Source organism: Brachybacterium ginsengisoli (assembly GCF_002407065.1).
Taxonomy (GTDB): domain Bacteria; phylum Actinomycetota; class Actinomycetes; order Actinomycetales; family Dermabacteraceae; genus Brachybacterium; species Brachybacterium ginsengisoli.
Genome location: NZ_CP023564.1, coordinates 2,272,428 through 2,294,683, shown reverse-complemented (window position 1 = coordinate 2,294,683; position 22,256 = coordinate 2,272,428). Strand labels below are relative to the sequence as shown.

Sequence of the window (22,256 nt, the reverse complement as noted above, 5' to 3'; positions counted from 1 at the left end):
CTCGCTCCTGTGAGCGACCCGCAGCACGACCCGGAACCCGATGCCGCGCCGCCCGTCCGGGGCGGCGCGCTGCTGCGCGCGGTCGAGGTGATGGAGGCGCTGCGGGCTCCGCACGGCGATGCCTGGACCCACCGCCAGACCCATGCCTCGCTGGCCCGGTACCTGCTCGAGGAGTCCCACGAGGTCCTCGAGGTCATCGACGATCCCGCCGCGCACGGCCCAGGCGCTCTCACGGACGAGCTCGGCGACCTGCTGTTCCAGATCCTCTTCCACGCCCGGGTGGCCGAGGAGGAGGACCCGCCCTGGGACATCGACGACGTGGCCCGCTCGTTCATCGCGAAGATGGAGCGGCGCAACCCGCACGTGTTCGGCGAGCGTCCGGACGACGCCCTCGAGGATCCCGACGACGTCGAGCAGATCATCGCGCAGTGGCATGCGGTCAAGGCGGCTGAGCAGGCATCGGCCGGCGCCCGTCGCAAGGGCTGGTTCGACGGGATCCCCGCCGGGATACCGGCCCTGCAGACGGCGGCGAAGGCCGTGCACCGGGCGCGGTCCGACGGCCGGCTCGAGGAGCTGCTGGAAGCGGCCGACGACGCCGCCCGGGCCGAGGACGCGCAGGACTGGGGGGCCGATGTGGGGCGGGCGCTGCTCGATCTCGTGGTGGCCGCCGAATCGCGCGACGATGATCCCGAGACGGCGCTGAGGACCCTGCTGGCCCGTACCCGGAGCCGACTCGCCGAGCAGCCGCCGTCGGCGGACCAGGCTCCTTCCGAGCGGTGAGGCCGCCCTCCCGGGCGCGGATCGGGCGCGGGTCCGGGCGTGCAACGGCGGGCACCCGGGGCGAACCGGGCGGGCCGCGGCCTAGACTGTCCCCCGGACGGTCAGCGCCGACCGCCGTGACGGAACTTCACCCGAAGGAAGGAACAGCCCATGGCAGCCCTGATCGATGCCCTGCACGCCCGCGAGATCCTCGACTCCCGAGGAAACCCCACCGTCGAGGTGGAGATCCTCCTCGATGACGGCACGTTCGCCCGTGCCGCGGTCCCCTCCGGCGCCTCCACCGGCGCCTTCGAGGCCGTCGAGCGTCGCGACGGCGACAAGGCCCGTTACCTGGGCAAGGGTGTCCTCGACGCCGTCAGCGCCGTCATCGCCGACATCCAGCCGAAGATCCTGGGCATGGACGTCCAGGAGCAGCGCGCGATCGACGCCGCGATGCTCGAGCTCGACGGCACCGAGAACAAGGGCACCGTCGGCGCCAACGCGATCCTGGGCGTGTCCCTCGCCGTGGCGCGCGCCGCCGCCGATTCCGCCGGTGTGCCGCTGTACCAGTACGTGGGCGGCCCGAACGCGCACATCCTGCCGGTCCCGATGATGAACATCCTCAACGGCGGCTCCCACGCGGACTCCAACGTCGACATCCAGGAGTTCATGATCGCTCCCCTGGGTGCGGAGACCTTCAGCGAGGCAATGCGCGTCGGCGCCGAGGTCTACCACGCGCTGAAGGCGGTGCTCAAGGAGCGCGGCCTGGCCACCGGTCTGGGCGACGAGGGCGGCTTCGCGCCGAACCTCGACTCGAACCGTGCGGCTCTCGACCTCATCGTCGAGGCCATCGGCAAGGCCGGCTTCACGGCGGGCAAGGACGTCGCGCTCGCGCTGGACGTCGCGGCCTCGGAGTTCTTCGAGGACGGCGCGTACACCTTCGAGGGCGCGAAGAAGACCTCCGCCGAGATGGTCGAGTACTACGCCGAACTGGTCGACGCCTACCCGCTGGTCTCCATCGAGGATCCGCTGGACGAGGACGACTGGGAGGGATGGAAGACCATCACCGACCGCCTCGGCGCCAAGACCCAGCTCGTGGGCGACGACCTGTTCGTCACCAACCCCGAGCGCCTCGCCCGCGGCATCGCCGAGGGCTCCGCGAACGCGCTGCTGGTGAAGGTCAACCAGATCGGTTCGCTCTCCGAGACCCTCGACGCGGTGGACCTCGCCCACCGTGCGGGCTTCACCGCGATGATGTCCCACCGCTCCGGTGAGACCGAGGACACCACCATCGCCGACCTCGCGGTCGCCACCAACTGCGGCCAGATCAAGTCGGGCGCCCCGGCGCGCGGCGAGCGCGTGGCGAAGTACAACCAGCTGCTCCGCATCGAGGAGGAGCTGGGAGAGGCCGCCCGCTACGCCGGCGCCTCCGCCTTCCCGCGGTTCTCTGCCTGACAGAGTCCTCAGGCTCGACGTTGTAGCCTCCTCGTATGAGCAGCAGAAGACCGGGCGCCCCGCGATCGACGAGGCGCCCGGTCTCTGCATCCGGAGGCAGGCGTTCCGGGGCACGGACCACGTCCGGGCCCGCAGCCGCGACCACGCGCGGCGGGTCCTCCACGACGTCGCGCTCCCGCAAGCCGGCGGCCGCCTCGCGACCTGCGGCGAGCCCGCGGAGCGGTCCGGAGGAGGACGGCCCCGGCATCACCATCACCCGGCGCACCCTCGCGCTGGTGGCCCTGGTGGTGGTCGCATTAGCGGCCCTGGTCCCGACGGTCAACACCTACGTCGCCCAGCGACAGAAGCTCTCCGAGCTGCAGACCCAGGTCTCCGAGCAGGAGCAGCAGGTCGAGGGCCTGCGCCAGCAGGTCGCCCGCTGGGAGGACCCCACCTATGTCGCCGCCCGGGCGCGCGAGCGCCTGCTGTTCGCGATGCCGGGGGAGACCCAGTACCGCCTCACCGACACCTCCGGGCGCGACGTGCCCCTCACCGAGGCCCAGCAGGCCGAGGAGGCGGCGAAGGAGGGCGAATGGTTCTCCGTGCTCTGGCAGAGCGTGGAGGGCTCCAGCCGCCTCACCGCCGAGGACATCCCGGACGAGACCGGGTCGACCGACGACGACGTCTCCGAGCAGGACCCCGCCGACGACACCACCGATCAGGACGCAGACCAGTGAGCACCCTCCCCCCTCTTCCCTTCGAGTCCCCGGCCACCACGGAGGACCACGAGGTCATGCGCGAACAGCTCGGACGGGAGATGCGCGGCGTCGTCTCGATCGCCCGTCGCTGCGGCTGCGGCCGCCCTGCCGTGGTCCGCACCTCGCCGCGGCTCGAGGACGGCACCCCCTTCCCCACCTCGCTCTACCTGACCCTGCCCTGGCTCACGCTCGAGATCTCGCGCCTCGAGGCGACCGGGCTGATGGCCGAGCTGACCGAGAGGGTGGAGCAGGAGGACGAGCTCGCCGCCTCGTACCGCGGCGCCCACGAGCGCTATCTCGCCCGTCGCGCCGAGATCGGCGATGCCGAAGAGGTCCGGCACGTCAGCGCCGGCGGCATGCCCACCAGGGTGAAGTGCCTCCACGCCCTCGCCGGCCAGGCGCTGGCCGAGGGGCCCGGCATCAACCCGATCGCCGACGAGGTCCTGCCGACGATCGACGGCGTCCTGCCCGAGCTCGTCTGCCGCTGCGACGCCGGCGCCGATACGGACGACGACACGAGCACCGGCACGAGCACGGACACGGACACCGACGCCGACATCGACACCGGCGAGGTGGCCCGATGAGCGCCCCCGTCGCCGCGATCGACTGCGGCACCAACTCGATCCGACTCCTCATCGCACGCCGCGACGAGGCGACCGGAGCCCTCGTGGATCTCGAGCGCCATCTGGAGATGGTCCGCCTCGGCCTCGGGGTGGACCGCACGGGCCGCTTCGACCCGGTCGCCGTCGAGCGGACGCTCGACGCCGCCCGTCGCTACCGCGAGCTCATCGAGCACCACGGCGTCGCCGTGGACGACATCCGCTTCGTCGCCACCTCGGCCACCCGCGACGCCTCGAACCGGGACGTTTTCATCCAGGGGATCCGGGAGATCCTCGGGATCGTGCCTGAGGTGATCAGCGGCCAGGAAGAGGCGGCGCTCTCTTTCCGCGGCGCCGTCAGCACCGTGTCGGATCTTCCGCCGGGGCCGCGCCTGGTGGTCGACATCGGCGGCGGCTCCACGGAGCTGGTGCTCGGCGTCGAGGCCCCGACCCACCGCATCAGCACCGACATGGGATCGGTGCGTCTGACCGAGCGGCACCTCCTGTCGGACCCGCCCACCGCGGCCGAGATCGCCGCGGCCACCGCGGAGATCGACGCCCACCTCGACCGGGCGGCCGCCGAGGTCCCGCTGGACCGCGCCGACGCGCTCGTCGGCGTGGCGGGGACGGTGACGACTGTCACTGCCGTCGCCACGGGGATCCAGGACTATCGTCCCGACGTCACCCACGGAGCCACGCTCAGCCTGGACGAGGTGCGGGCCACATGCCGCTCGCTGCTGTCCGAGGCACGCGAGGAGCGCGCCCGCCGAAAGGTCATCCACCCAGGTCGCGTCGACGTCATCGGGGCCGGGGCGCTGATCTGGTCGCGCATCGTCGACCGTGTCGCGGCGGCCGGATCGATCACCTCGGCGCGCACCAGCGAGCACGACATCCTCGACGGGATCGCGCTGGATCTCCTGGACCGCGTGCCCTGATCGCGATCTGTTCACCTGGCGGGCCCTTTTGTATCCGGGCGTCCGCGGTTCTAGTCTGTAGGTATGACTAATACCTTCGGCGGCAAGCCCCACGTTCTCATCCTCGGAGGCGGTTCCGTCGGTCTGACGACCGCGTCCGAGCTTCGCAAGACCCTCGGCGCGGAGGTTGCGATCACGGTCGTCGATCCGCGTCCGTACATGACGTACGCACCGTTCCTGCCCGAGGTCGGTGCCGGCAGCATCGACCCCCGCAACGTCCTGGCCCCCCTGCGCAAGGTCCTGCCCGGCGCCAAGGTGGTCACCGGCTCGGTGTCCGCGATCCGCAGCGCCGAGAAGACCGTCGTGGTCGACCTCGAGGACGACGAGAAGCTCGAGATCAACTACGACTACCTGGTCGTCGGCCTCGGCGCCGTCCCCCGTCTGCTGCCCATCCCGGGCCTGGCGGAGAACGCGATCGGCTTCAAGCAGGTCGAGGAGGCGACCGCCGTGCGCGACCGCATCCTGGCGAACCTCGCCGAGGCTGCGACCACCAAGGACCCGGCCGCTCGCAAGCGTCTGCTCACCTTCACCTTCATCGGCGGAGGCTTCGCCGGCGGCGAGGCCGTCTCCGAGGCCGAGGACATGGTCCGCGACGCCCTGCGCTACTACCCCGACCTGCACGCTTCGGACATCCGCTTCGTGCTCGTCGACGGTGCGCCGTTCATCTTCCCGGAGCTCAACGAGGATCAGCGCGCCTACGTGCTGAACCAGCTGCGCGAGCGCGGCATCGAGGTCAAGCTCGAGACCTTCCTGAACTCCGCCGAGGGCGGCGTCATCAAGACGAGCGACGGCGACGAGTTCGAGACGGATCTGCTGGTCTGGAACGCGGGCGTCAAGCCTGCCCCGGTGCTCTCCGACTCGGAGATCTCCGATCTCCCGGTCGTCACGGAGCGCGGTCCGCTCATGGGCAAGCTCGAGGCGCTCGCGGATCTCCGCGTCAACGGCGTCGACGGTCCGCTGGACGACGTCTTCACCGCCGGCGACTGCGCCGCGGTCCCGGATCTGGCCTCCGGCGAGGGCAAGTTCTGCCCGCCCAACGCCCAGCACGCCGTCCGTCAGGCCAAGCGCGTGGCAGACAACATCGCTCGGTCCGTCCAGGGCCGTCCGCTGGTGGACTACTACCACAAGAACCTCGGCGTCATGGCGACCCTCGGCATGTACAAGGGCGTCGGCCGGCTGCAGCTGGGCGAGAAGGAGCTCGACATCCGCGGTCTGCCGGCCTGGGCGATGGCGCGCGCGTACCACGTGTACGCGATGCCGACCCTCGGCCGCAAGGCATCTGTCATCGCGGGCTGGGCGACCAACCTGATCTCCCGTCGCGACATCATCGGCATCCCGCAGTCCGAGAGCCCCCGCGCAGCATTCGAGTTCGCTGCGAACTCCGGCAAGAAGAAGTGACGCCGGCGGGAGCTCCGGCCTGAGCCGGAGCTCCCGACCCGTCGGCCCCAGAGCTGCCGCACACCTGGTGTGCGGCAGCTCTTGTGCGTCCAGGGCCGGATCGTCGGCGCGATGCGTCTCACAGGGTCACGCGCGGACCAACCCTCCCGCCCCGTCGATCTAGCACGCATGAGCAGGTATGCTCGGATCATAGCCAGAACGCGCAGAAATGATCATAGGTGCGGCGCCGCGCGGCACCGGGACGGAAGGGCGGGACCGAATGCAGATCCACATCGTGGCGGACGCCGCAGAGGGCGCGGAGGTCGTCGCGGACGTCTTCGCGCGCACCCTGCAGGAGGCCGGGGACTCGGGCGCCGTCCTGGGCCTGGCCACCGGATCCTCACCGGTCCCGGCGTACACCGAGCTGATCCGTCGCCATCGCGAGGAGGGGCTGTCCTTCGCGGGGAGCCGGGCCTTCCTCCTCGACGAGTACGTGGGCCTCCCGGCCGACCACGAGCAGAGCTATCACCGCTTCATCCGCGAGAACTTCACCGCGCACATCGACATCGACGACGCGGCGGTCCTCTCGCCCGACGGCGCGACCTCCGACCCGGTCGCCGAGGCCGCCTCCTACGATCGACGGATCCGCGAGGCCGGGGGAGTGGACCTCCAGATCCTCGGCATCGGCTCCAACGGTCACATCGCCTTCAACGAGCCGGGCAGCTCGCTGGCCTCCCGCACCCGGGTGGTGGGCCTCACGCGCTCGACGATCGAGGACAACGCGCGGTACTTCTCCAGCCCGTCGGAGGTCCCCGTGAGGGCGCTCAGCCAAGGCCTGGGCACCATCCTCGAGGCCCGCAGGATCGTGCTCACCGCGTCCGGCGCCGGCAAGGCGGCGGCGGTCGCGCAGCTCGCCGAGGGCGCCATCAGCGCCCGCTGGCCCGCCACCGCTCTCCAGATGCACCCGGACGTGGTCGTGGTGGTCGACGAGGCGGCGGCCTCCCGGCTCGAGCTCGCGGAGTATTACCGGTATTCGCGACGGCTCGAGGTCGAGCACCCCCTGGAAGTCTGAGCGGCGGAGGCGGGGCTTCGGGCGCCACAGCGGGCCGATACGATCTGACCATGCAGCAGGCTCATCCCTCCCCACCCCCCACGCCCCCCTCCCAGGCACTGCGAGCTCCGCGCTCCGGGCTGGACCGATACTTCGGCATCACCGAGAGAGGGTCGACCGTCGGGCGGGAGCTCCGCGGCGGCCTGGTGACCTTCTTCTCGATGTGCTACATCGTGGTGCTGAACCCGCTGATCATCGGCACGGTTCCGGACTCCACCGGCATGTACCTCGGTGGAGGCGCCGAGCCGAACCTCCCCGCCGTCGCCGCCGGCACGGCGCTGATCGCCGGGCTGCTCAGCCTGTTCATGGGCGCGTGGGCGAAGTTCCCCCTCGCGCTGGCGGCAGGGCTGGGGCTGAACGCCTATCTCGCCTACTCCGTGGTGCCCCTTCCGGGGATGACCTGGGGTGGAGCGATGGGCATGGTGCTCCTCGAGGGCATCGTCATCCTGGTGCTCGTGCTCACCGGCTTCCGCCGGGCGGTCTTCAACGCCGTCCCGCCGTTCCTCAAGACCGCCATCGGCGTGGGCATCGGACTGTTCATCGCCTTCCTCGGCCTGTTCAACGCCAAGTTCGTGACCACCGCCGCCGGGACGCCCGTGCAGCTGGGCAACGACGGGTCCCTGACCGGCTGGCCCACCTTCGTCTTCGTGGTCGGGCTCCTGCTGATGTTCGTGCTGTGGATCCGCAAGGTCCCGGGCGCCATCCTCATCGCGATCGTCAGCGCGACGGTGCTCTCCCTGGTCATCGAGAAGGTGCTCCACCTCGGTGCTTTCGTCCCCGCCGAGGGTGCGGAGGCCGGCAACCCCGGGGGATGGGCGATGAACGTCCCGGCCGTCACCGGCTCCCTGATCCAGATGCCCGACTTCGCCACGCTCTTCACCGTCGACCCTGTCGGCGGCATCGCAGCCGCCGGTGTCATCGGCGCGACCGTCATCGTCTTCTCGCTGCTGCTCGCGGACTTCTTCGACACCATGGGCACGATGGTCGGCGTGGCCTCGAGCGCCGGTCTCGTCCAGGAGGACGGCGACATCCCGAACTCCCAGCGGATCCTCGTGGTCGACTCCGTGGCCGCGATCGCCGGCGGCGTCGGCGGCGTCTCCTCGAACACGAGCTTCGTCGAGTCCACCTCCGGAGTCGCCGAGGGCGCCCGGACAGGTCTGGCCGCCATCGTGGTCGGAGCGCTGTTCCTGCTCTCGACCTTCTTCTCGCCACTGGTGGCGATGGTCCCGTACGAGGCCGCGACACCCGCCCTGGTGATGGTCGGCTTCCTGATGATGACCCAGATCACCGACATCGACTTCACCGACGTCGAGGTGGCGCTGCCGTCGTTCCTGACCATCATCCTGATGCCCTTCGCCTACTCGATCACCGTCGGCATGGGCGCCGGGTTCGTGATGTACGTGCTCATCCGGGTGGTGCGCGGCAAGGCGCGCGAGATCCACTGGCTCATGTACCTCATCGCCGTCCTGTTCGTCGTGTACTTCCTGCGCGGCTCGATCGAGGGTCTCCTGCAGTGAGCCGGGGAGCCTCTCCGGAGCGTCCGCCGCGGTCCGCGGACCCGGGAACGGGCGGCCGTGAGGCGGCGGAGCTCGCCGAGGCCGCAGAGCTCGCCGGCGAGCTGGAGCGGGTTCTCCTGGTCTCCTCGCGGATCCTGCGCTCGCATGCCGCCTCGGAGGAGGTCTCGGCTCCCCAGTTCTCCGTGCTCGCCTATCTCGAGCGGGCCGGGGAGTCGACCCCGGGCGCGCTCGCGGAGTTCGAGCACGTGAGCCCTCCGGTCATGACGCGTATCCTCGGCCGGCTCGAGGCGGCCGGTCTGGTGGCGCGCGCGGCCCACCCCGGGGACGGACGACAAGTGCGGGTGACGCTCACCGACCAGGGCACACAGCTCGTGCTCGCCGGGCGGGAGCGCCGTCACGCGTGGCTCCGCGAGCGGCTCGACGGGGCCACGTCCGAGCAGCGAGCCTCCCTGCGCGAGGCCTCGGCGATGCTGCGGGAGCTGCTCATCCCCCCGAGGCGCTGACTCCGAGGAGAGATGCACGTCCCGCTTCCTGCGGGAGCACGAACGGCCGGACCACCCCTCGGGGCGGTCCGGCCGTTCGCGGTGCGGGTGCTCTCAGGCGTCGGCGGTGCTGTCCAGCACGTGATCGAGGACCTCGATCAGCGAGGCCACGTCCTCGACGTCGACCGCGGGGAAGGTCGCGATGCGCAGCTGGTTGCGTCCCAGCTTCCGGTAGGGCTCGATGTCGACCACGCCGTGCGCGCGCAGCAGCGAGGTGATGGCCGTGGCGTCGATCGACTCGTCGACGTCCAGGGTGGTCACCACCTGAGAACGGGCGGCGGGGTCCGCGACGAAGGGCGTGATCTCCTCCCGACGCTCGGCCCAGCTCTGCAGCATGCCGCTGGTGGTGCGGGTCCGCTCGTCGGCCCAGGCCAGCCCGCCCTGGGCGAGGATCCAGTCGATCTGCTCGGCCAGCAGCACCAGGGTGGCGACCGCAGGCGTGTTCAGCGTCTGGTCCTTGCGCGAGTTGTCGATCGCGCTCGTGAGCGAGAGGAACGACGGGATCCACCGCGAGGAGTCCTGGCCCAGGCGCTCGGCACGCTCGATCGCCGCAGGGGAGAGGACGCTGAGCCAGAGTCCTCCGTCGGAGGCGAAGGCCTTCTGCGGAGCGAAGTAGTACGCGTCGGTCTGCGTGATGTCGACGCTCGCGGCGCCGGCGACGGAGGTCGCGTCCACGAGAACAAGCTGTCCGTCGCCCGCTCCATCCGGGCGGGCCACCGGGATCATCACGCCGGTCGAGGTCTCGTTGTGCGGCCAGGCGTAGGCATCCACCTCCGCGGAGGCCACCGCCTGGGGGACCTCGCCCGGGTTCGCACGCAGCACCTCGGGCTCCGCCAGGTGCGGTGCTCCGGCGGACTCGGAGGCGAACTTCTGCGAGAACTCGCCGAGCACGAGGTGCTGGGAGCGCTTCTCGATCAGGCCGAAGACGGCCACGTCCCAGAAGGCGGTGGAGCCGCCGTTGCCGAGGACGACCTCATAGCCCTCCGGGAGCGCGAAGAGCTCGGAGAGGCCGGAGCGCACGCGCGCCACGAGGTCCTTGACCGGTGCCTGACGGTGGGAGGTGCCCAGCACGGTCGCCGAGACCGATCGCAGGGACTCCATCTGCTCTGCCCGGATGCGGGAGGGACCGGAGCCGAAGCGACCGTCGGCCGGGAGCAGATGCCGGGGGATGGTCAGGGCGCGGAGGGCGTCGGTGCGAGCGGTGCTGGCAGCGGTCATGCGGAGACTCCTCATGCTGGGTGGGTCGAGGGCGCCGACCGATCGGGCGCCCGCGACCATTGTCCCCGGGAAGTGGAGATCGGCCGACACGCGTCCGTGCTCTGTCACCGGACATGGCAGGATCGGGGCATGAGCCGTGCCGATCTCGAGAAGCAGCCGTACGACGTCGCCACGATGTTCGACGGCATCGCCAAGCGCTACGACCTGATGAACGATGTCGCCGCCATGGGACAGGTGGGGATGTGGCGCGACCTCATGGTCGAAGCGCTCGAGATCGGACCTGGGGGACAGGTCCTCGATCTCGCCGCCGGCACCGGCACCTCCAGCGCCGCGATCGCCAGGACCGGAGCCCGCGTCGTGGCAGCCGACTTCTCCCTGGGGATGATGAGCGAGGGGCGCCGCCGAGGTGCCCCGGTGCCCTTCGTCGGGGCCGACGGCCAGCACCTGCCCTTCGCGGAGGACTCCTTCGATGCAGCGGTCATCTCCTTCGGCCTGCGGAACGTTCACGAGCCGAAGCTCGCACTGGCGGAGATGGTCCGAGTGGTGCGGCCCGGCGGCCGCGTGGTGGTCTGCGAGTTCTCGACCCCGACGTGGCGTCCCTTCCGCACGGTCTACGAGCGGTACCTGCTGCGGGCCCTTCCTGCTGTCGCCGGCACCTTCGCCACGACGGTGGATGCCTACGAGTACCTCGCCGAGTCGATCCTCGAGTGGCCGGGGCAGGAGGAGCTGAGGGGCTGGTTCCTCGAGGCGGGGATGGAGCGCACCCAGTACCGGAACCTCAGCGGCGGGATCGTGGCTCTGCATCGTGGAGTCGTGCCTGTCTCCTGAGGTCCGGGAGGTCTGCCGGGGCGCTGCGGATGCTGCTGCCGGCGTGCGGCGGTGACCTGCAGGAACGGTCCAGATCGGCCGCTGTGGCCGAGGCCACTCCGGAAAAGGCCGTTCTGGCTTGACGGGGGTGCGCAGGGCCCGTAATGTTCTTCCTCGTGCCCCGGACAACGGGAACGAAGAACGGACATCGATCCGGACCGAGAATCCCGCACTGGCCAGGCATGCCAGATCTTCCGAGAGAGGATCGCGGCGCGGATCACACCGCACCGATTTGACTCGGAGAACTGGGCCGCGTAAGTTAGCGGAGTTGCCTCAGAGCGAAGGCCCGAAAGGGTACGGAGCATTGAGTGCGCGTGTTGCTTGATATCTCAATAGCGTGTCTGTTTATTGATGCCATTTAGTTTGAATGGCAATATTATACGGATGATACAGCAGTTTAATTTGCTGGTTGTTTGTTTATTTTGTCAGGATATTGTTTTTCATGTTTTTTCATGGAGAGTTTGATCCTGGCTCAGGACGAACGCTGGCGGCGTGCTTAACACATGCAAGTCGAACGATGACGGTGGTGCTTGCATCACCTGATTAGTGGCGAACGGGTGAGTAACACGTGAGTAACCTGCCCTTCACTTCGGGATAACCTCGGGAAATCGTGGCTAATACCGGATATGAGCTCCTTCCGCATGGCGGGGGTTGGAAAGATTTATCGGTGAAGGATGGACTCGCGGCCTATCAGTTTGTTGGTGAGGTAATGGCTCACCAAGGCGATGACGGGTAGCCGGCCTGAGAGGGCGACCGGCCACACTGGGACTGAGACACGGCCCAGACTCCTACGGGAGGCAGCAGTGGGGAATATTGCACAATGGGCGAAAGCCTGATGCAGCGACGCCGCGTGGGGGATGACGGCCTTCGGGTTGTAAACCCCTTTCAGTAGGGAAGAAGCGAAAGTGACGGTACCTGCAGAAGAAGCGCCGGCTAACTACGTGCCAGCAGCCGCGGTAATACGTAGGGCGCAAGCGTTGTCCGGAATTATTGGGCGTAAAGAGCTCGTAGGTGGCTTGTCGCGTCTGCCGTGAAAACCCGAGGCTCAACCTCGGGCGTGCGGTGGGTACGGGCAGGCTAGAGTGTGGTAGGGGAGACTGGAACTCCTGGTGTAGCGGTGAAATGCGCAGATATCAGGAAGAACACCGATGGCGAAGGCAGGTCTCTGGGCCATTACTGACACTGAGGAGCGAAAGCATGGGTAGCGAACAGGATTAGATACCCTGGTAGTCCATGCCGTAAACGTTGGGCACTAGATGTGGGGGACATTCCACGTTTTCCGCGTCGTAGCTAACGCATTAAGTGCCCCGCCTGGGGAGTACGGCCGCAAGGCTAAAACTCAAAGGAATTGACGGGGGCCCGCACAAGCGGCGGAGCATGCTGATTAATTCGATGCAACGCGAAGAACCTTACCAAGGCTTGACATGCACCGGACGACTCCAGAGATGGAGTTTTCTTCGGACTGGTGCACAGGTGGTGCATGGTTGTCGTCAGCTCGTGTCGTGAGATGTTGGGTTAAGTCCCGCAACGAGCGCAACCCTTGTTCTATGTTGCCAGCACGTCATGGTGGGGACTCATAGGAGACTGCCGGGGTCAACTCGGAGGAAGGTGGGGACGACGTCAAATCATCATGCCCCTTATGTCTTGGGCTTCAAGCATGCTACAATGGTCGGTACAATGGGTTGCGAAACTGTGAGGTGGAGCGAATCCCAAAAAGCCGGCCTCAGTTCGGATTGGGGTCTGCAACTCGACCCCATGAAGTCGGAGTCGCTAGTAATCGCAGATCAGCAACGCTGCGGTGAATACGTTCCCGGGCCTTGTACACACCGCCCGTCAAGTCACGAAAGTCGGTAACACCCGAAGCCAGTGGCCCATCCTCGTGAGGGAGCTGTCTAAGGTGGGATCGGTGATTGGGACTAAGTCGTAACAAGGTAGCCGTACCGGAAGGTGCGGCTGGATCACCTCCTTTCTAAGGAGCATCACCAATTATGGTGGCCATCTGCCTGCCCGAGTGTGGTGGGGGTGGTTGCTCAAGGGTGGAACATCAATGAATGGGCACTTCGCTTCTCGGCGTTGTTCGTCAGTACGGCTGTTCTTCGGAATGGTCTGGAACACGGATTGCTGGAGGGGTTTGAGGTGGAGACACGCTATTGGGTTGTGAGGCTGCACGCGGCTTCATGATCCTTGTCGGGCTTTTCGGAGTCTGGTGGGGGTTGTGGGGTGTGTGGCTGTTCCTCCCTGATGTCACTGCTGCGAATGCGGGGTGGTGTTGGTGTGGGGTTGTTTTTTGAGAACTGCATAGTGGACGCGAGCATCTTGTAAGCAATTTTTAAGCGCAAAGAGTCTTTGTGTTGCCGTAAGTTTTAAAGGGCGCACGGTGGATGCCTTGGCAAGAGGAGCCGACGAAGGACGTGGGAGTCTGCGTTAAGCCTCGGGGAGTTGACAACCAAACTGTGATCCGAGGATGTCCGAATGGGGAAACCCACCACGAGTCATGTCGTGGTACCCGCCGCTGAATGTATAGGCGGTGTGGAGGGAACGCGGGGAAGTGAAACATCTCAGTACCCGCAGGAAGAGAAAACAACAGTGATTCCGTGAGTAGTGGCGAGCGAAAGCGGAAGAGGCTAAACCTGGTCTGTGTGATACCCGGCAGGGGTTGCAGGTTGGGGGTTGTGGGACGTGTCTGATGGGTCTGCCGGCTCATCGACGTGTACGTGTAGTGGTAGTCGAAGTCGTGTTGAGTGCGACGGCGTAGAGGGTGTGACCCCCGTAGACGAAACCAATGCATGGCGTGACGCTGTTCCCGAGTAGCACCGGGCCCGTGAAATCCGGTGTGAATCTGCCAGGACCACCTGGTAAGCCTGAATACTACCTCTTGACCGATAGCGGACAAGTACCGTGAGGGAAAGGTGAAAAGCACCCCGGGAGGGGAGTGAAATAGTACCTGAAACCGTGCGCTTACAATCCGTCGGAGCCTTTAGGGGTGACGGCGTGCCTTTTGAAGAATGAGCCTGCGAGTTAGTGGTCGGTGGCGAGGTTAACCCGTGTGGGGTAGCCGTAGCGAAAGCGAGTCTGAACGGGGCGTTCAGTCGCCGGCTCTAGACCCGAAGCGAAGTGATCTATCCATGGGCAGTGTGAAGCGCGGGTAAGACCGCGTGGAGGCGCGAACCCACTTCAGTTGAAAATGGAGGGGATGACCTGTGGATAGGGGTGAAAGGCCAATCAAACTTCGTGATAGCTGGTTCTCCCCGAAATGCATTTAGGTGCAGCGTTGCGTGTTTCGTGCCGGAGGTAGAGCACTGGATAGGCGATGGGCCCCACCGGGTTACTGACCTTAGCCAAACTCCGAATGCCGGTACGTGAGAGCGCAGCAGTGAGACTGTGGGGGATAAGCTTCATGGTCGAGAGGGAAACAGCCCAGAACATCAGCTAAGGCCCCTAAGCGTGTGCTAAGTGGAAAAGGATGTGGAGTTGCTGAGACAACCAGGAGGTTGGCTTAGAAGCAGCCACCCTTGAAAGAGTGCGTAATAGCTCACTGGTCAAGTGATTCTGCGCCGACAATTTAGCGGGGCTCAAGCACACCGCCGAAGCTGTGTCATTTCGGATTTTTCCGGGATGGGTAGGGGAGCGTCGTGCAGCCAGCGAAGCCGCGGGGGAACCCAGTGGTGGAGGCTGCACGAGTGAGAATGCAGGCATGAGTAGCGAAAGACGGGTGAGAAACCCGTCCGCCGATTGATCAAGGGTTCCAGGGCCAGGTTTATCCGCCCTGGGTTAGTCGGGACCTAAGGCGAGGCCGACAGGCGTAGTCGATGGACATCGGGTTGATATTCCCGAACCGATCGTAGGAGGACCCATACCGAGGCAGTCGATGCTAACCACCCGAGCTGTTCCCATGCCCTTCGGGGTGTGGAGAGTGGTGAGGCTGGGAACCAAGGTTGTAGTAGGTCAGCGCGTGGGATGACGCAGAGAGGTAGCTTCCGCGGACTTAATGGAATAGTCCGTCTAAGCGTGCAGCCCGACCCCGGGTAATGCTGGGGTCATCAAGGGTCAGACGTGATGGGGATCCCGTATGGGCGTAGGTGAGTGATCCTGTACTGCCAAGAAAAGTTCCGGCGTGACGAATACGGTCGCCCGTACCCTAAACCGACTCAGGTGATCAGGTAGAGAATACCAAGGCGTTCGAGAGAATCGTGGTTAAGGAACTCGGCAAAATGCCCCGTAACTTCGGGAGAAGGGGGCCCAAGGAGTGAGAGCTCTGAGGGCCGCAGAGACCAGGGAGAAGCGACTGTTTACTAAAAACACAGGTCCGTGCGAAGTCGTAAGACGCTGTATACGGACTGACGCCTGCCCGGTGCTGGAAGGTTAAGAGGACCGGTTAGAGCTCTTCGGAGTTCGAAGCTGAGAATTTAAGCCCCAGTAAACGGCGGTGGTAACTATAACCATCCTAAGGTAGCGAAATTCCTTGTCGGGTAAGTTCCGACCTGCACGAATGGCGTAACGACTTCTCCACTGTCTCAACCGCGAACTCGGCGAAATTGCATTACGAGTAAAGATGCTCGTTACGCGCAGCAGGACGGAAAGACCCCGGGACCTTTACTATAGTTTGATATTGGTGTTCGGGACGGCTTGTGTAGGATAGGTGGGAGACTGGGAAGCATTCACGCCAGTGAGTGTGGAGTCATTGTTGAAATACCACTCTGGTCGTTCTGGATTCCTAACCTCGGTCCGTGATCCGGATCAGGGACAGTGTCTGATGGGTAGTTTAACTGGGGCGGTTGCCTCCTAAAGAGTAACGGAGGCGCTCAAAGGTTCCCTCAGCCTGGTTGGCAATCAGGTGTTGAGTGTAAGTGCACAAGGGAGCTTGACTGCGAGACAGACATGTCGGGCAGGTGCGAAAGCAGGAACTAGTGATCCGGCACCTCATTGTGGAATGGGTGTCGCTCAACGGATAAAAGGTACCCCGGGGATAACAGGCTGATCTTGCCCAAGAGCTCATATCGACGGCATGGTTTGGCACCTCGATGTCGGCTCGTCGCATCCTGGGGCTGGAGTTGGTCCCAAGGGTTGGGCTGTTCGCCCATTAAAGCGGTACGCGAGCTGGGTTTAGAACGTCGTGAGACAGTTCGGTCCCTATCCGCTGCGCGCGTTGGATATTTGAGAAGTCCTGTCCCTAGTACGAGAGGACCGGGATGGACTGACCTCTGGTGTGCCAGTTGTTCTGCCAAGGGCATGGCTGGTTGGCTACGTCGGGAAGGGATAACCGCTGAAAGCATCTAAGCGGGAAGCCTGCTTCGAGATGAGATATCCGTGCACCTTCGGGTGCGTGAGGCCCCCAGTAGATGACTGGGTTGATAGGCCAGATGTGGAAGCACAGCAATGTGTGGAGCTGACTGGTACTAATGGCCGATGACTTACAACAACATTTCTTTGTGTTGATTGTTTGCTGTGTGTGTTTGCGTCCACTGTGCGGTTCTCGGGAAACAACCCCTGACGTTCCAGGCCTGTGAGGGTGTGGGGTGTGAGGGATGGTTGTCTCATCGTGTTACGGCGGTCATAGCGTCGAGGAAACGCCCGGTTCCATTCCGAACCCGGAAGCTAAGCTCGATTGCGCCGATGGTACTGCACTCGGGAGGGTGTGGGAGAGTAGGTCGCCGCCGGACATCTTCACTGGGAGTGGAGGAGTGCTTGAACCCCTTGTCTGGGTGTTCGCCTCCTCCACTCCCTTTTTTTGCGCCCAGAATCAGGATTGGGGACCGGTCCACGGAGCTGCAGCGAAGTGCCCGCACGCGAGATGATGGAGGAGCTGGCTCTGACCGGACTGCGTCCTGATCGTCGCCGGTCGACATTCCGCTCGAGGCTCCGGACCTTTTCTCGTAGCGCCTCGGCCGAAGCGGCGCACCGTCCTGGCTGCTCGGATGCGACGGGGCGCAGGGGCCTGCGCAGTGGTCGTCGTGCCCACGGTCGGTCGGGCGTCGGCCGGCGACGATCAGCTCGGATCGGGCTGCGGCGGCCTGGTGAAAGCAGTCACGGACAGGGCTGTTACTCGATGGTCCGTGGTCGTGGATCGCTTAGGCTTTCAGGCGATAACAACATAGGGCGAGTACACGACACGAAGAGACGGACGGTCCACAGTGGCTGAGGACAGCAACAGCAACGACGACCGCAGCCACGGCGACAAGAGCCGGAACTGGCAGCGGCGAGACGACCGACCCACGACGCGGCCTCCGCGCACGTCGTCCGATGGTCCGCGAGGAGGATCGCGTTCCGGCGGAGGCTGGGACGACAGGAACTCCCGCGGCGGTCGCTCCGATCGATCGCGCGGCGGTGCTCCGCGCACCGGCGGCGCGCGTCGAGATGACCGAGGCAGCTCGTGGTCGCAGCGTCCTCCGCGTCAGGACGGCTCCCAGGGCTACGCCGGGGGTCGGGATGCGTCCCGTCCTCGGGGTGAGCGCGCTGATGGTCGACCCGATGGTTCTCGTCCGGACCGTCGCGCGCAGCGCGACGACCGTCCGTGGCAGAACCGCGACCGCCGGGACGATCGTTCGCGTGATGGTCGTCCGAGCAGCGATCGCCAGGACCACCCCCGCCAGGAGGACCGCTCGCGCCGCGACGACCGGCCCTGGTCCAAGGATCGCCCTCGTCGCGATGACCGTCCGTCTCAGGATCGTCCGCGTCGTGACGATCGTGCTGGGCAGTCCGGACCGCGTCGTGATGACCGCCCGTACCAGGATCGTCCGCGTCGGGACGATCGCCAGGGCCAGTCCGGCTACCGCCGCGATGACCGTCCTTACCAGGGCCGCGACCGCCGTGACGAGCGGCCGGGTCAGTCCGGATCGCGTCGCGATGATCGTTCGTTCCAGGGGCGTCCGCGTCGTGATGATCGTCAGGGGCCGTCCGGCTATCGCCGTGATGACCGTTCGTCCCAGGACGGGCCTCGTCGTGATGACCGCCAGGGCCAGACCGGCTACCGTCGTGATGACCGTCCGTATCAGGATCGCCCCCGTCGTGATGATCGTCAGGGCCAGTCCAGCTATCGCCGGGACGACCGTTCCTCTCAGGACCGTCCCCGTCGTGATGACCGTCCGTACCAGGACCGCCCGCGGCGTGATGACCGTCAGGGCCAGTCCGGCTACCGCCGTGACGATCGTCCTCGTCGTGATGACCGTGCTGTCCGTGATGATCGGCGTGAGAACCGGCCCGGTCAGGAAGCTCGTGCCGATCGACCCATCGAGCCGCACATCCCGGCGAGCATCACCGGTCGTGAGCTCGACAAGGAGATCCGTTCCGAGCTGTTCGGCCTGAGCAAGGAGACCGCCGAGAGGGTTGCGCGCCATATGGTCGCGGCGCACCTCCTCGAGGACTCGGACAACGAGGTCGCCCTAGCGCATGCACGCTTCGCCGCGAGGCTCGGCGGGCGCGTCGGTGCGGTGCGCGAGACGTACGGCATCCTCGCCTACCGTTCCGGTGACTTCCGGACGGCGTCCCGCGAGCTGCGCACGTCGCTCCGCATCACGGGGCGCACCGACGTGCTCCCGATGATCGCCGACTCGGAGCGCGGACTGGGGCGGCCCGAGCGGGCGCTCGACATCGCGGCGTCGGAGGATGCGTCCTCCCTCGGCGTCGATGCGGCCATCGAGCTGATGATCGTCGTCGCCGGCGCCTACGCGGATACCGGCGACATCGGCACCGCGCTGCGGACGCTCGAGATCCCGGCGCTGCGCCACAAGGTCGACGGTCGCTGGCAGGTGCGCCTGTGGGTCGCCTATGCCGATCTGCTTGAGCGCGCCGAGCGTCAGGAGGAGGCGAAGCGGTGGATCACCCTTGCCGCCGACGCCGACACCGAGGGCCTGACCGACGCCGCTGAGCGTCTGGGCCGGCCTGCCCCCGCTCCGGCGGAGGAGCCGACCTGGGCCGATGACGAGCAGGTCTCGGTGCTGGACGCCTACGATCCTGACGCTGATGACGCTGATGACGCTGATGACGTTGATGACGTTGATGACGCTGAGTCCGTGGTCGGCGAGCAGGACGAAGCGGCTGGCGCCGGCACGCTCGAGGAGACCGTCGTCGAGGTTCTGGCGGATGAGCAGTCTGCCGATGAGGAGCCCGTGGACGAGGATCCTGCCGACGAGGACATCGCCGGCGAGCAGCATGCTGACGAGGACATCGCTGACGAGCAGCCTGCCGACGACCAGCCTGCCGACGACCAGCCCGCAGACGTCCACCCTGCCGACGAGACTCCGCTCGACCAGGAGTCTGCCGAGAAGCAGGGTGGGGAGTCCGCATGAAGCGCCAGCAGGACATGTCCCTCCTGGACCTCCACGACGCGCTGCTCTTCGACCTCGACGGCACGCTGATGCACGGCTCCCAGCCGATCCCGCATGCGGCCGAGGCCGTCGAGACGGCTCGGAAGGCTGGACGGGCCGTCGTGTTCGCGACGAACAACGCCTCCCGCACTCCGCAGCAGGCCGCGGACCATCTCGCCGTCGTCGGCATCGAGGCACAGGCCGAGGAGTTCGTGACCTCCCCGCAGGTCGCCTCCCGGCTGCTGGCTGACCGTCTCGACCCCGGGGCGAAGGTGCTCGTCGTCGGCGGGCCGAGTCTCGCCGCCCAGATCCAGGAGGTCGGCCTGGCCCCCGTGGACGTCGACTCCGAGGACGTCGTCGCCGTCGTCCAGGGCTGGACCCCGGACCTCGGCTGGAAGCAGCTGGCCGAGGGCGCGTACGCGATCCGTCACGGTGCCCTCTGGATGGCGACCAACGTGGACGCCACGCTGCCCACCGAGCGCGGCCTGGCCCCCGGCAACGGTTCGATGGTCGCTGCCCTGCGCCACGCCACCGGGGTCGAGCCGGCTGTGGCCGGCAAGCCGGAGCCCGGCATGTTCGAGGTCGCGGCGCGCGAGCACTCGGCACGCCGTCCGCTGATCATCGGCGACCGGCTCGACACCGACATCGAGGGTGCCGTGCGCGCAGGGATGGACTCCCTGCTCGTGCTCACCGGCGTGGATGACACCGAGGCGGCGCTGCGCGCCGAGCCGGTCCGTCGGCCCACCTACATCCTCCCGGACCTCGCCGAGATCGCCGCGCCGTTCCCGCTGCCCGTCGTCGACGGCGACCGGTCCCGCTGCGGCGCGGTGAGCGCCACCTGGACCGAGGGCGACATCGTCGTCAACGGCGAGCCGGACGATCCGCGCGTGCTGCGCGCCGCTCTGGCCCTGCTGCGCGTGCACAGCGCGGAGAGCGCCTGGACCGGGCAGCTGCGGGACGAGCGCGTCGCCGTGGCCTCCTCCGCCGCGCGGTGACCGTCGACCGGCTCGACGTCGCGCTGCTCGCCGCCGGCCTCGCCCGGTCCCGCAGCCACGCCCGACGCATCATCGACGAGGGCCGCGCCCGCGTCGACGGCCGCGCTGTCGCGAAGCCGTCGGCGCCGGTCGCCCCCGATGCCCTGCTCGAGGTGGTCGACGTGCCGGACGGTATCGAGTTCGCCTCCCGGGCCGCCCACAAGCTCGCCGGTGCGCTCGACGAGCTCGGCATCGATCCGACCGGCCGGCTGTGCCTGGACGCCGGTGCCTCCACCGGAGGATTCAGCGACGTCCTGCTGCGCCGGGGCGCCGCCGCGGTGATCGCCGTGGACATCGGCCACGACCAGCTCGCGGAGCACGTGCGCGAGGACCCGCGGGTCACCGTCCGCGACGGCACCAGCGTGCGCGACCTCACCCCCGAGCTGCTGGGCACCGAGGTGGACCTGCTGGTCGCGGACCTCTCCTTCATCTCCCTGCGCACCGTCGTGGCAGCCCTGGCCGGAGTGGTCCGCGCCGACGGCGAGCTCCTGATCATGGTCAAGCCCCAGTTCGAGGTGGGGCGCACGGCCCTGCCGAAGTCCGGTGTGGTCACCGACGCGCGGGCTCGGGTCGGCGCCGTGCGCGCCGTGGCGGAGACGGCCGCGGAGGCGGGACTCCTCACCGCTGCGGTGGGCCCGAGCTCCCTGCCGGGTCAGGACGGGAATCGAGAGTATTTCCTCCATCTGCGGCCCCACGGCCGGACCTCCGCACTGGATGCGGAGGCCTGTGACATGATCGAGGCGGCCGTGCGCGGGGACGGCCCGCGGCACCGCCGTGACCAGCACACCACCGAGGAGGGATGACCACCATGCGACGATTCCTCCTGTACGTGCACACCGGTCGGCAGGCGGCTCTGCAGGCGATGCTCAGCGTCCTCGAGGAGCTGCGGCGTCGGAACGTGCGCGGGGTCGTGGTCGACCATCAGGTCGACGAGATCCTCGACCTTCCCGAGGGCACCGCCCCGCCGCGCCTGCTCACCTTCCTCACCAACGGAGGCGTCGACGTCCTCGACGCGGTCTCCGCCGCCGACCTCGTCGAGCTCGGCATCGTGCTCGGCGGCGACGGCACCATCCTGCGCGCTCTCGAGGCGGTGCGGGAGGCCGACGTCCCCGTCCACGGCGTGAACCTCGGCCACGTGGGCTTCCTCGCCGAGAGCGAGGTCGAGGACCTCTCGATCACGGTCTCGCGCCTGCTGGACGGCGACTACGAGGTCGAGGAGCGGTCGACGCTCGAGATCACCGTGCTCGACCACGAGGACGAGCCGGTCGCCCAGCACTGGGCGCTCAACGAGGCCTCCCTCGAGAAGGCCGACCGCAAGAAGATGATCAACGTCGCCATCGAGATCGACGGCCGACCGGTCTCCTCCTTCGGCGCCGACGGGGTCCTGCTGTCCACCCCCACCGGATCGACCGCCTACGCCTTCAGCGCCGGGGGACCGGTGATCTGGCCCGAGGTCGACGCGATGATGCTGATCCCGCTCGCCGCCCATGCGCTGTTCGCCCGGCCCCTGGTGCTCGGACGCTCCTCCGAGGCGGCCATCGAGATGACCCTCGACAACCGCGACAGCGGCATCCTGATCCTCGACGGGCGTCGCAGCACGGAGATCACCGCCGGGATGCGCATCGAGGCCCGGCTGTCCGCACAGTCCGTGCGACTGGCCCGCCTGGCACCGACCCCCTTCGCGGACCGGCTGGTCGAGAAGTTCCAGCTGCCCGTCGTGGGCTGGCGGGGGCGCGGCCCCCGCACCCGCTGAGCAGGAAGGG

The 22,256-nt window shown here is 67.1% G+C and carries 16 protein-coding genes and 3 rRNA genes; 17 read left to right on the top strand and 2 right to left on the bottom strand.

Annotated features, from left to right (window positions below; translation table 11 throughout):
* The first annotated feature begins 9 nt into the window (after positions 1-9).
* The 9 genes from CFK41_RS10200 (at position 10) to CFK41_RS10160 (ending at position 9,032) form a co-directional block, all read left to right on the top strand.
* Complete coding sequence (locus CFK41_RS10200) at positions 10-780, top strand: MazG nucleotide pyrophosphohydrolase domain-containing protein (protein WP_227873036.1); 771 nt, start codon at positions 10-12, stop codon at positions 778-780.
* A 150-nt stretch (positions 781-930) separates the two neighbouring features.
* Positions 931-2,214, top strand: coding sequence for a phosphopyruvate hydratase (eno, locus tag CFK41_RS10195; protein ID WP_096799552.1), 1,284 nt, complete (start codon positions 931-933; stop codon positions 2,212-2,214).
* Positions 2,215-2,249: 35 nt separating this feature from the next.
* Complete coding sequence (locus CFK41_RS10190; protein WP_151904727.1) at positions 2,250-2,930, top strand: FtsB family cell division protein; 681 nt, start codon at positions 2,250-2,252, stop codon at positions 2,928-2,930.
* 56 nt (positions 2,931-2,986) lie between these two features.
* Positions 2,987-3,535, top strand: a complete 549-nt coding sequence (locus tag CFK41_RS10185) for a DUF501 domain-containing protein (protein ID WP_151904844.1) — start codon at positions 2,987-2,989, stop codon at positions 3,533-3,535.
* Positions 3,532-4,485: a Ppx/GppA phosphatase family protein gene (locus tag CFK41_RS10180; RefSeq protein WP_096799550.1), complete on the top strand. Its 954-nt coding sequence runs from the start codon at positions 3,532-3,534 to the stop codon at positions 4,483-4,485. The genes CFK41_RS10185 and CFK41_RS10180 overlap by 4 nt, the downstream gene beginning before the upstream one ends.
* Before the next feature lie 63 nt (positions 4,486-4,548).
* Entirely contained in the window at positions 4,549-5,922 is a 1,374-nt protein-coding gene (locus CFK41_RS10175; protein ID WP_096799549.1) for an NAD(P)/FAD-dependent oxidoreductase, read from the top strand.
* Positions 5,923-6,181: 259 nt separating this feature from the next.
* Complete coding sequence (gene nagB / locus CFK41_RS10170; protein WP_096799548.1) at positions 6,182-6,973, top strand: glucosamine-6-phosphate deaminase; 792 nt, start codon at positions 6,182-6,184, stop codon at positions 6,971-6,973.
* 50 nt (positions 6,974-7,023) lie between these two features.
* Entirely contained in the window at positions 7,024-8,529 is a 1,506-nt protein-coding gene (locus CFK41_RS10165) for an NCS2 family permease (protein ID WP_096799547.1), read from the top strand.
* A complete protein-coding gene (locus CFK41_RS10160; RefSeq protein ID WP_096799546.1) occupies positions 8,526-9,032 on the top strand; it encodes a MarR family winged helix-turn-helix transcriptional regulator in 507 nt (168 codons plus the stop codon). Before CFK41_RS10165 ends, CFK41_RS10160 begins: the two co-directional genes overlap by 4 nt.
* A 93-nt stretch (positions 9,033-9,125) precedes the next feature.
* Here the strand turns inward: CFK41_RS10160 and serC are convergent, their stop codons facing one another.
* On the bottom strand, positions 9,126-10,289 hold the full coding sequence (gene serC / locus CFK41_RS10155; RefSeq protein ID WP_096799545.1) for a phosphoserine transaminase: 1,164 nt from the start codon (positions 10,287-10,289) through the stop codon (positions 9,126-9,128).
* Between the two features lie 129 nt (positions 10,290-10,418).
* Between serC and CFK41_RS10150 the strand changes: the two genes are divergently transcribed.
* The 4 genes from CFK41_RS10150 to rrf all read left to right on the top strand — a co-directional run bounded on the left by CFK41_RS10150 (position 10,419) and on the right by rrf (position 16,816).
* Positions 10,419-11,117: a demethylmenaquinone methyltransferase gene (locus tag CFK41_RS10150; RefSeq protein WP_096799544.1), complete on the top strand. Its 699-nt coding sequence runs from the start codon at positions 10,419-10,421 to the stop codon at positions 11,115-11,117.
* A 488-nt stretch (positions 11,118-11,605) separates the two neighbouring features.
* Positions 11,606-13,125: ribosomal RNA gene (locus CFK41_RS10145) — 16S ribosomal RNA — on the top strand.
* Between the two features lie 385 nt (positions 13,126-13,510).
* Positions 13,511-16,575, top strand: a 23S ribosomal RNA gene (locus CFK41_RS10140).
* Between the two features lie 124 nt (positions 16,576-16,699).
* A 5S ribosomal RNA gene (gene rrf / locus CFK41_RS10135) occupies positions 16,700-16,816 on the top strand.
* The 16S, 23S and 5S rRNA genes sit together here, the layout of an rRNA operon.
* 408 nt (positions 16,817-17,224) lie before the next feature.
* On the opposite strand, the gene CFK41_RS17930 is transcribed toward rrf, so the two are convergent.
* Entirely contained in the window at positions 17,225-18,490 is a 1,266-nt protein-coding gene (locus CFK41_RS17930; protein ID WP_169928753.1) for a hypothetical protein, read from the bottom strand.
* Between CFK41_RS17930 and CFK41_RS10130 the strand changes: the two genes are divergently transcribed.
* From CFK41_RS10130 to CFK41_RS10115, 4 genes are read left to right on the top strand one after another with little or no spacing between them, the layout of a single operon-like run.
* Positions 18,491-19,441 carry a hypothetical protein gene (locus CFK41_RS10130; RefSeq protein ID WP_227873035.1) on the top strand — a complete coding sequence of 317 codons (951 nt, stop codon included), beginning with the start codon at positions 18,491-18,493 and terminating at the stop codon, positions 19,439-19,441.
* Complete coding sequence (locus tag CFK41_RS10125) at positions 19,438-20,454, top strand: HAD-IIA family hydrolase (RefSeq protein WP_096799543.1); 1,017 nt, start codon at positions 19,438-19,440, stop codon at positions 20,452-20,454. The genes CFK41_RS10130 and CFK41_RS10125 overlap by 4 nt, the downstream gene beginning before the upstream one ends.
* Positions 20,451-21,296 (top strand): TlyA family RNA methyltransferase, encoded by an 846-nt coding sequence (locus CFK41_RS10120; RefSeq protein WP_096799542.1) that lies wholly within the window; start codon positions 20,451-20,453, stop codon positions 21,294-21,296. Before CFK41_RS10125 ends, CFK41_RS10120 begins: the two co-directional genes overlap by 4 nt.
* Positions 21,297-21,301: 5 nt before the next feature.
* Positions 21,302-22,246, top strand: coding sequence for an NAD kinase (locus CFK41_RS10115; protein ID WP_096801035.1), 945 nt, complete (start codon positions 21,302-21,304; stop codon positions 22,244-22,246).
* The last annotated feature ends 10 nt before the right edge of the window (positions 22,247-22,256 follow it).

What these genes read in the sequence shown, in the direction of transcription:
- eno (WP_096799552.1), top strand. Translation starts at nt 931, where the DNA reads ATGGCAGCCCTGATCGATGCCCTGCACGCCCGCGAGATCCTCGACTCC.
- CFK41_RS10190 (WP_151904727.1), top strand. Translation starts at nt 2,250, where the DNA reads ATGAGCAGCAGAAGACCGGGCGCCCCGCGATCGACGAGGCGCCCGGTC.
- CFK41_RS10185 (WP_151904844.1), top strand. Translation starts at nt 2,987, where the DNA reads ATGCGCGAACAGCTCGGACGGGAGATGCGCGGCGTCGTCTCGATCGCC.
- CFK41_RS10180 (WP_096799550.1), top strand. Translation starts at nt 3,532, where the DNA reads ATGAGCGCCCCCGTCGCCGCGATCGACTGCGGCACCAACTCGATCCGA.
- CFK41_RS10175 (WP_096799549.1), top strand. Translation starts at nt 4,549, where the DNA reads ATGACTAATACCTTCGGCGGCAAGCCCCACGTTCTCATCCTCGGAGGC.
- nagB (WP_096799548.1), top strand. Translation starts at nt 6,182, where the DNA reads ATGCAGATCCACATCGTGGCGGACGCCGCAGAGGGCGCGGAGGTCGTC.
- CFK41_RS10165 (WP_096799547.1), top strand. Translation starts at nt 7,024, where the DNA reads ATGCAGCAGGCTCATCCCTCCCCACCCCCCACGCCCCCCTCCCAGGCA.
- serC (WP_096799545.1), bottom strand. Translation starts at nt 10,289, where the DNA reads ATGACCGCTGCCAGCACCGCTCGCACCGACGCCCTCCGCGCCCTGACC.
- CFK41_RS10150 (WP_096799544.1), top strand. Translation starts at nt 10,419, where the DNA reads ATGAGCCGTGCCGATCTCGAGAAGCAGCCGTACGACGTCGCCACGATG.
- CFK41_RS17930 (WP_169928753.1), bottom strand. Translation starts at nt 18,490, where the DNA reads ATGGCGCGCAACCCTCTCGGCGGTCTCCTTGCTCAGGCCGAACAGCTC.
- CFK41_RS10130 (WP_227873035.1), top strand. Translation starts at nt 18,491, where the DNA reads ATGGTCGCGGCGCACCTCCTCGAGGACTCGGACAACGAGGTCGCCCTA.
- CFK41_RS10125 (WP_096799543.1), top strand. Translation starts at nt 19,438, where the DNA reads ATGAAGCGCCAGCAGGACATGTCCCTCCTGGACCTCCACGACGCGCTG.
- CFK41_RS10115 (WP_096801035.1), top strand. Translation starts at nt 21,302, where the DNA reads ATGCGACGATTCCTCCTGTACGTGCACACCGGTCGGCAGGCGGCTCTG.